At 71.5% G+C, this 8,387-nt stretch carries 6 protein-coding genes and 2 pseudogenes; 3 read left to right on the forward strand and 5 right to left on the reverse strand.

The features are described 5' to 3' along the window. Together ACWGI8_RS33720 and ACWGI8_RS33725 are read right to left on the reverse strand one after the other, a co-directional pair. A pseudogene (locus tag ACWGI8_RS33720) lies at positions 1–423 on the reverse strand (hypothetical protein); the annotation flags it as partial. A 146-nt stretch (positions 424–569) separates the two neighbouring features. Continuing rightward, a complete protein-coding gene (locus ACWGI8_RS33725; protein WP_453666801.1) occupies positions 570–2,819 on the reverse strand; it encodes a tetratricopeptide repeat protein in 2,250 nt (749 codons plus the stop codon). 188 nt (positions 2,820–3,007) lie between these two features. Between ACWGI8_RS33725 and ACWGI8_RS33730 the strand changes: the two genes are divergently transcribed. Then, positions 3,008–3,514, forward strand: a complete 507-nt coding sequence (locus ACWGI8_RS33730; RefSeq protein ID WP_453666803.1) for a DinB family protein — start codon at positions 3,008–3,010, stop codon at positions 3,512–3,514. Between the two features lie 75 nt (positions 3,515–3,589). On the opposite strand, the gene ACWGI8_RS33735 is transcribed toward ACWGI8_RS33730, so the two are convergent. Both ACWGI8_RS33735 and leuA read right to left on the reverse strand, forming a co-directional pair. Next, positions 3,590–4,309, reverse strand: coding sequence for a TerB family tellurite resistance protein (locus ACWGI8_RS33735; protein WP_453666805.1), 720 nt, complete (start codon positions 4,307–4,309; stop codon positions 3,590–3,592). Between the two features lie 190 nt (positions 4,310–4,499). Further along, positions 4,500–6,278, reverse strand: a complete 1,779-nt coding sequence (gene leuA / locus ACWGI8_RS33740) for a 2-isopropylmalate synthase (RefSeq protein WP_453666806.1) — start codon at positions 6,276–6,278, stop codon at positions 4,500–4,502. Between the two features lie 308 nt (positions 6,279–6,586). Between leuA and ACWGI8_RS33745 the strand changes: the two genes are divergently transcribed. Together ACWGI8_RS33745 and ACWGI8_RS33750 are read left to right on the forward strand one after the other, a co-directional pair. Beyond that, the gene (locus ACWGI8_RS33745; protein WP_453666808.1) at positions 6,587–7,642 is read left to right on the forward strand and encodes a M4 family metallopeptidase; all 1,056 of its coding nucleotides are present in this window, start codon (positions 6,587–6,589) and stop codon (positions 7,640–7,642) included. A gap of 143 nt (positions 7,643–7,785) precedes the next feature. Next, complete coding sequence (locus tag ACWGI8_RS33750) at positions 7,786–8,052, forward strand: protealysin inhibitor emfourin (RefSeq protein WP_453666810.1); 267 nt, start codon at positions 7,786–7,788, stop codon at positions 8,050–8,052. An 83-nt stretch (positions 8,053–8,135) separates the two neighbouring features. Here ACWGI8_RS33750 and ACWGI8_RS33755 read toward each other — a convergent pair. Then, positions 8,136–8,387 (reverse strand): annotated as a pseudogene (locus ACWGI8_RS33755) (hypothetical protein); the annotation flags it as partial.

Consider the following 8,387-nt stretch of genomic DNA (forward strand, 5'->3'; position numbering starts at 1 on the left):
GGCGATGACGTCGCCGGTCTTGACCGGGGCGTCCGCCGACGGGACGGCCGTGGGGCCGGTGGCGGGCGCGGTGGTAGGCGCGGCCGTGGGAGCGGCGGTGGGAGCGGCCGACGGGTTCTTGCGCGGGCTGGATATGACGGCGCGTCGGGTGCGCTTGTCGTAGGCGGCGACCTTGAGCGCGCTCTTCTTCGCGCTCGTGCCCTTGCCTCCCGGCCGGGCCACGGCCGTCGGGGTGGGCGCGCCTTGCGATGCCGCTTCGACTTCGAGCTGTTCGCTCCCGCCGTCCGTCGCCGCCGTGGCGGCGGCGGGGGTGGGCCCGGCCGCGGGGCCGGCGGCATGGTCGGGGGTGGCCGAGCATCCGCTCGCGGCGAGCGCGAGCGAGGTCAGCGCGGGGACCAGGAGTCTCCTGGTGAGCTTACGCACGGGGGTGTCCTCCGGCGATGAAAGATGAGGGGGGTGGCAGCTGCTTACTCGCAAGTAACAGCGGCGGAATCATGTCACGCGAACACCCGTCCGTCACATTGACGTGCAGTCAACACCTTGGCGAGCGGGGATGGTTGAGCCAATGATCAACTGCTGAGCTTGCGCCGCACCTCGGCTTCGCGGACGTGGTCGCCCAGTTCGCCGTAGACGGTCGCCGCCCGGCGGTACTCCGCGTCGGCGCCCAGCTCGTCGCCCTGTGCGAGCAGGTTGTCGCCGATCGCCTCCGCGACGCCCGCGATGCCCATGCCGTAGCCGATGCGGGCGAACACGGCCAGCGCGGCGCGGTGATGCTCGGCGCCGGGCCCGTACGCACCGCGACACTCCTCCAGGTGGCCCAGCTCGCACAGCGTCCAGCCCTCCCCCACCGGCCGGTCGTTGCGGCGGTAGATGGCGAGCGCCGAGCCCAGATACCGCTCGGCGGGAACGAAGTTGCCGACCTGGACGTAGGCAGCGCCGAGATGCCGTTCGGCGTCCGCGAGGTACGCGGGGCTGCCGCTGCGACGGGCGAGGGCGACCACCGCCGTCTCCAGGCAGTCGATCGCCTCGTCGGGCCGGCGCCGGCGCAGATGGAGGGCACCGAGGCTGCTCAGGACCTCCGCCTCGCCCATCTCATGGCCCATTTCCCGGTAGCCGTCCACGGCTGTCCGGAACTCCCGCAGTGCCTCGTCATAGCGCCCGGCACGGCCGAGGGCGTCACCGAGAAGCCGACGGGTCTTGATCTGTTCGGCGCGGGTGGCGGACCGCTGCTGCACGGCGACCGACATCCGCAGATGGTCCACGGCCTGGCCGAGCCGTCCCTCGTGCAGATACGCGGCGCCCAGGCCGCGCAGCGCGTACGCCGCCCAGGCCTGCTCGCCCGCCCGGCGGGCCACGTCGAGGATCGTGGCCCACATGGCGAGGCGCGGGAGCTGGCTCGGCTGGTCCCACAGCCATCGGTCGGCGGCCATCGCGAGCCGGTAGCCGGAGCGGTGGAGGCCTTCGCGCACTGCCGCGCGTACGAGAAGGGAGATCGTGGCCTGCTCGGCGCCGCCCCAGGCATGGCTGCCGTGCCGCTCGGCGTCCTCGGTGTACGCGGTGAGGATCCGTTCGAGGGCGGCGCGGCGGTCGGCCGGGGCGGTGTCGCGTTCGAGCCGCTCGGCGGCGAACAGGCGGATGAGGTCGTGGAGGCGGTAGCGGTCCGGACCGACGGGCTGGACGAGCTGGGCGTCGGCGAGGCGTTCAAGTCCCGCCCGGGCGGCGGGCGACGACCGGTCCGCGGCCGCCGCGGCGACACGGGCGGTGAGGCGGGAGCCCGGGTATGCGCCCAGGCTGCGGAACAGTTGGCGGTCCTCGTCGCTCAGCGCGTCGTAGCCGGCTTCGAAACTCGCACGGACGGCGAGGTCGCCGACCCGCAGCTCGTCGAGGCGGCCCCGCTCGTCGGCGAGGCGGCCGGCCAGCTCGGACACCGGCCAGGCGGGGCGCGAGCGCAGACGCGCTGCGGCTATGCGGACGGCGAGAGGCAGCAGCCCGCACGCGTGGACGACCATGCGCGCGGACGCGGGCTCCGCGGCGGTGCGGTCGGCTCCGGCGACGGCCGCGAGGAGGGCGAGCGCCTCGCGTTCGGTGAGGGCGCCGAGGGGGACCGTGGCCGCTTCGGGGAGATCGAGGAGGGCGTTGCGGCTGGTGATGAGGGCGAGACAGTACTCACCGCCCGGGAGCAGCGGACGCACCTGGGCCGCGTCGGCGGCGTCGTCGAGGACCAGCAGGACGCGGCGGCGCGCGGTGCGGCTGCGCAGACGCGCGGCGAGGGCGTCGGGCTCGCCGGACTGCTCCTCCTCGGGTGCGCCGAGGGCGGCGAGCAGGCGGGCCAGTACGGCGGCGGGCGCGGCGGGCTCACCGCGGCCCGCGCCGAGGGCCGCGTACAGCTGGCCGTCGGGGTAGAGGGGGCGGAGCTCGTGGGCGAGGCGGACCGTGAGGGTCGACTTGCCGAGGCCGGGGGCGCCGGTGACGGCGATGGCCCGGTGGCCTTCGTGGACGAGGCGGAGGAGGGTGCCGATGTCGTGGGTGCGGCCCGCGAAGTCGGTTATGGGGGCCGGGAGTTCGGCTGGGCCCGGGGCGCCGGGGGCCGGGGCGGCCGGTTCCCGCCCTGATGGCGGTCCGTGGGCCCGTGACTGGTGCACGGCGAAGAGGGCCGTACCGGCGGCCAGAACGGCCACGAGCGGCCAGGCGAGCGGCGCGAGCGGCTCCATGGCCGCGGGAAGGGTGCCGCCGGTCGCCACGTTCACGGCAACCGCGAGCAGCACCGAGAGGAGAGTCGATCCCGTGGCCAGAACGGCCGTCGCGCGAGTGCGCCGCACAGTGCCCCCGTCCCCCGCCGACGTACGCGTGTGTCCATTGTGGCGCACCGGCACCTCAACCGCTTTCTGCCGAAGTCCGGTTGGAACCATGAGGAGCCAGGAGGAACCAGGAGGAGCCAGGAGAACCCCGAGGAGTCAGGCGCCTCGTATCGTCCATCTCGCATCGTCCACCTCGTATCGTCCCTGTCATGACCACTGAACGCATCGCCCCTCCCGTGATCGCGGACGAACGCGAGATGCTCCGGGCCCATCTCGACTTCCACCGCGCCACGCTCGCCATGAAGTGCGACGGGCTGTCCGACGAGGAGCTGCGCAGGCAGTCGATGCCGCCGTCGGCGCTGTCGCTGCTCGGTCTGGTGCGGCACATGGCGGAGGTGGAACGTACGTGGTTCCGCCGCGTGATCAACGGGGAGGACATCCCGCTGGTGTGGTCGGAGGAAGGCGACTACCAGGTCGCTTACGACGCACGTACGGCGACGCGGTCGGAGACGTTCGCGGCCTGGCGGACCGAGATCGACCACGCCCGCCGGATCGAGGCGGAGGCGGAGTCACTGGACGTCACCGGGTATCAGCCGAGGTGGGGCGAGGACGTGTCGCTGCGCCTGGTGATGCTGCACCTGATCCACGAGTACGCCCGGCACAACGGGCACGCCGACTTCCTGCGCGAGGGGATCGACGGGACTGTCGGCGCCTGACCGCCGGGAGTGCCGGGCCGGGGGCGGCCGTCGGCAGACGGGACTGTTCGGCAGACGGGACTCTGAAGACACGACCTACGGCGACGGCGTACGCGCCGCCGCCAGGAGCCGCGCCGTGTCGTCGGCGCACAGCTGCAGCGCGTTGCCGACCGTCGTCAGAACGTCCCGCTCGGCCGGGATATACGGGCCGTCGGCGAGCGCGATGCCCGCGCCCTGCAGCAGGATCGATTCGCGGCCGGCCGGGGCCAGATGCGGGGTGAGCGGCTCCAGTGCCTCGTGGAGTTCGATGGCGAGGGCGGCGCCGCAAGGGCCGGTGTCGGTGATGAAGCGGCCGGTGTCGGCGGCCAGGGCCTCGACCATCGTGGTCAGCTGGTCCTCGGTGCAGTCGCTGAATCCGGCGGCGCGGACGGCGGCGACGGCGGTCTGCCGGACCGTGCGGGAGGAGGTGCCGCCGGCGGCGAGAACGGCGAGGGCGACGGTGTGCACGGCGTCGCGGAGCATCGCGGAGAAGCGGGCGGTGGTGGGGTGGTCGAGGGCTTCCGTGCCGAAGTGGGTGTGGCAGGCCGCGCATTCGACGACCGGGCCCGCATGGCCGCGTGGCAGGACGGGGACGCCGAGCACGGTGAAGCGGCGGCGGCCGGTGCGGCGGCGGTAGTTGCGGTCGCCTCCGCAGTCGGGGCAGAAGAACTCGCCGTCGCCGATCGTGCTCCAGGACGTACGCACACCGAAGACGCGAAGGCCACGATTACCGTGGATGCGCGGTTTTCGGCCGCTTCGTCCTCGGGCTGGCAGCACGTCGCACCTCCGTGAATCCCCCGTGGCCCGTCGGGCACGTGTGGTGCCCCCACGGCAACGTCGCCGCGTTGACGTGATGTTAGCCACATCGATGATGTGGCGTCAGTACCCATGCGTCACTTCGCCGGGACATGGCCGAACCCCGCCCCTGTGACGGGGGCGGGGTTCGGGTGCGGAGGCGGAGTGGGCGTCAGCGGGCCGCGCGGTTGACGGCCGAGATGACCGCCTTCAGCGAGGCGCGCGTGGTGTTGGCGTCGATGCCGATGCCCCACAGGACCTTTCCGTCGATGGCGCATTCGATGTACGAGGCGGCCTGCGCGGAGGCGCCCTCGCTCATCGTGTGCTCCTGGTAGTCCAGCAGACGGGCATCCACGTCGATCGCGGCCAGTGCGTCGAAGAACGCGGAGATCGGACCGTTGCCGGAGCCGGTCAGGACGGTGTCCACGCCGTCCACGACCGCCTCGACCGTCAGGGTGTCGGTGCCGTCGGTGTCCGACGTGGTCTGGCCGGAACGCAGCTGGATCCGGCCCCAGCGAGCCTCGGCGTCGACCGGGTTGGGCAGGTACTCGTCCTGGAAGACCGACCAGATCTCCTTCGGCGTGACCTCTCCGCCCTCGGCGTCGGTCTTGGCCTGAATGATGCGGGAGAACTCGATCTGCATCCGGCGCGGCAGGTCCAGCTTGTGGTCGTTCTTCAGGACATAGGCGATACCGCCCTTGCCGGACTGCGAGTTGACGCGGATGACCGCCTCGTAGGAGCGGCCGACGTCCTTCGGGTCGATCGGCAGGTACGGGACGGCCCACTCGATGTCGTCGGTCGTCACCCCCGGGCCCTGGGCGGCCGCGTCGGCCTCCATGACGTCGAAGCCCTTCTTGATGGCGTCCTGGTGGGAGCCGGAGAAGGCGGTGTAGACCAGGTCGCCCGCGTAGGGGTGGCGCGGGTGGACCTCCATCTGGTTGCAGTACTCGCTGGTGCGACGGATCTCGTCGATCTGCGAGAAGTCGATCTGCGGGTCGACGCCCTGGGAGAACAGGTTCATGCCCAGGGTGACCAGGTCGACGTTGCCGGTCCGCTCGCCCTGACCGAACAGGCAGCCCTCGATACGGTCCGCACCCGCCATGATCGCCAGCTCGGCGGCGGCCACGGCCGTGCCGCGGTCGTTGTGCGGGTGGACGGACAGGCAGACGTACTCGCGGCGGGTCAGGTTCCGGGACATCCACTCGAAGCGGTCCGCGTGCGTGGACGGCGTGGAACGCTCCACGGTGGCCGGCAGGTTCAGGATGATCTCGCGGCCAGGGCCGGGCTGCCAGACGTCACAGACGGCTTCGCAGACCTCCAGGGCGAAGTCCAGCTCGGTGTCGGTGAAGATCTCCGGGCTGTACTGGTAGCCGAAGGTCGTCTCGGGGCCCAGCAGCTTGTCGGCGTACTCCATCACCAGACGGGTGCCGTCGACGGCGATCTGCTTGATGTCGTCCTTGGAGCCGCGGAAGACGACCCGGCGGAAGACGGGGGCCGTCGCGTTGTACAGGTGCACGGTGGCGCGCTTCGCGCCGACGATCGACTCGACGGTGCGCTCGATCAGGTCCTCGCGGGCCTGGGTCAGGACGGAGATGGTCACGTCCTCGGGGATCGCGCCCTCTTCGATGATCGAGCGGACGAACGCGAAGTCCGTCTCACCCGATGAGGGGAAGCCGACCTCGATCTCCTTGTAACCCATTCGGACGAGCAGGTCGAACATCTCGCGCTTGCGCGCCGGGCTCATCGGGTCGATCAGCGCCTGGTTGCCGTCGCGCAGGTCGGTGGACAGCCAGCGGGGCGCCTTGGTGATCCGCTTCTCCGGCCAGGTACGGTCCGGGATGTCCACGGCCTCGTACTGCCCGTACTTGTGGATCGGCATGCCGGACGGCTTCTGGGTGTGCGTCGTGTTGGTGATCGGGGTAGGGCGGCCGATCCACTGCGACTGAGACATTGCGTAGGGCTCCTCGGGGGTCCTGCTGGGGCGGGACGGCCGACTTGGTCGCACTCTCTCGAAGCAGCACCAGACTCCGCGGGGAGGGGGTCGGCCTACGACTACAGGCCCTCGCCGCGGCAGCTAAGGAGAAGCAGCCCGAAACGCATGATGCGGACGAGCCTAGCTGAGCTTTGGCGGAAGTGCCGGTCCCGTTTCAGTATGCGGGACGACCGATCGGTAACGGGCAAATGTGAGCTATCACCCTATTTTACTAATCATCGTCGCAGGTAGTGACAGCGGCATGACCCACTGCCACATTGCCAGACATGGATTCCTTCACGCCTGTCTTCTGCGGCATCGTGCCGCCGCACCTGCTCGACAAGCTCGCCCGGGCCGACGACCCAGCGATCGCCGCGGCCGCCCGCCGCACCCTGATCGCGGACGCCGGGCACCGCACCGGCCGCCGGCTGACCACCGTCGTCGGCGCGGCCGCCCCGGCGGGCCGGGAGACCGGGGCGAAGCCCCGTCGCACCCTCTACGACGCGGAGCACAAGACCGCGCTGCCGGGCACGAAGGTGCGCTCCGAGGGCGACGAGCCCGGCCAGGACGCGACCGTCAACCGCGCGTACGCGGGCCTCGGCGCGACCTTCGAGCTGCTGCTCTCCGCGTACGGGCACAACTCCGTCGACGGCAACGGCCTGCCGCTCGACGCGACCGTCCACTACGACGAGAACTACGGGAACGCCTTCTGGAACGGCGAGCAGATGGTGTTCGGCGACGGGGACGGCGAGATCTTCCTCGACTTCACCGTGCCGGTCGACGTCATCGCCCATGAGCTGGCACACGGCTTCACCCAGTACTCGGCGAACCTCACGTACTTCGGCCAGCCGGGCGCGCTGAACGAGTCGGTGTCGGACGTCTTCGGCTCGCTGGTGAAGCAGTACACCCTCGACCAGACCGCCGACCAGGCCGACTGGCTGATCGGCGCCGGGCTGCTCGCCCCGGGCGTGTCCGGGGTGGCGCTGCGGTCGATGAAGGCGCCGGGTTCGGCCTACGACGACGACGTCCTCGGCAAGGACCCGCAGCCCGCGACGATGGACGACTACGTCCGTACGGGCCGGGACAACGGCGGTGTCCACATCAACTCCGGCATCCCCAACCACGCGTTCTATCTGCTCGCCACGCAGCTCGGCGGCAAGGCATGGGAGCGGGCGGGGCAGATCTGGTACGACACGATGACTGCGGGGAGCCTTGAGGTCGACGCCTCCTTCACGGACTTCGCCAAGGCCACTGTCGCGGCGACGGCCGCGCGGTACGGCGAGAGCGAGGAGCACGAGGCGGTGCTGAAGGCCTGGTCGCAGGTCGGGGTGACCACGGCCTGAGGCCTGTCCTGTCCGGCCCGCCCGTCTGTCCTGTCTGTCCTGGGGCCTGATCCACCGGACAGGCCCTGGGAACGGAGCCGGGTGGGCCGCCAGGTGGGCCGCCGACGGAGGCGGATCCGTCCGGGACAGGCTAGACAGGACCCATGCGTATTCAAGTGCGACGCACGGGTGGTTTCGCCGGCATCGAGCGGGTCTCCGAGGTGAACACCTCGGGGCGGCCCGACGCCCAGGAGTGGCATGCCCTGGCCGAGCAGGCCGTGAGCGACGGCCGGGGCACGCCGCCGGTGGGGGTGCCGGACGGATTCCAGTACCAGATCACGGTGGACGGCAAGACGGTGTACTGCGCGGATCCACGGCTTACGGAGGCGCAGCGGTCGCTCATCTCGCGGGTGCTGAAGGAAGGCTCCTAGTCCTTGCCCTTGCAGGGCTGCGGCTCCGGCTCCGGCTCCGAGCCAGGGCTCGGGCTCGGGGGCGGGGCTCCAGGGCCGCGCCTCTATCCGAGCGTGCCGAGGCCCGTCGCGACCGAGGCCGCCGCCCGGCCCGGGGCGTCGCCCGCCGCGACGGCGAAGTCGCGGAGCGCGCCCGCCAGCACCTGGTCAGGCGTGTAGTCGCCCATGATGTAGCCGGTCCGGGCGAGTTGGGCGAGGCCGTGCATCTGGGCGAAGAGCTGGCGGACCAGGAGGTCCGGGTCCGCCTCGCGGCGGAAGCGGCCTTCGGCGACGCAGCGCCGGATCGCGTCCCGGGT

This window comes from Streptomyces sp. NPDC054841, from assembly GCF_053611045.1.

What these genes read in the sequence shown, in the direction of transcription:
- leuA (WP_453666806.1), bottom strand. Translation starts at nt 6,278, where the DNA reads ATGTCTCAGTCGCAGTGGATCGGCCGCCCTACCCCGATCACCAACACG.
- ACWGI8_RS33745 (WP_453666808.1), top strand. Translation starts at nt 6,587, where the DNA reads ATGGATTCCTTCACGCCTGTCTTCTGCGGCATCGTGCCGCCGCACCTG.
- ACWGI8_RS33750 (WP_453666810.1), top strand. Translation starts at nt 7,786, where the DNA reads ATGCGTATTCAAGTGCGACGCACGGGTGGTTTCGCCGGCATCGAGCGG.
- ACWGI8_RS33730 (WP_453666803.1), top strand. Translation starts at nt 3,008, where the DNA reads ATGACCACTGAACGCATCGCCCCTCCCGTGATCGCGGACGAACGCGAG.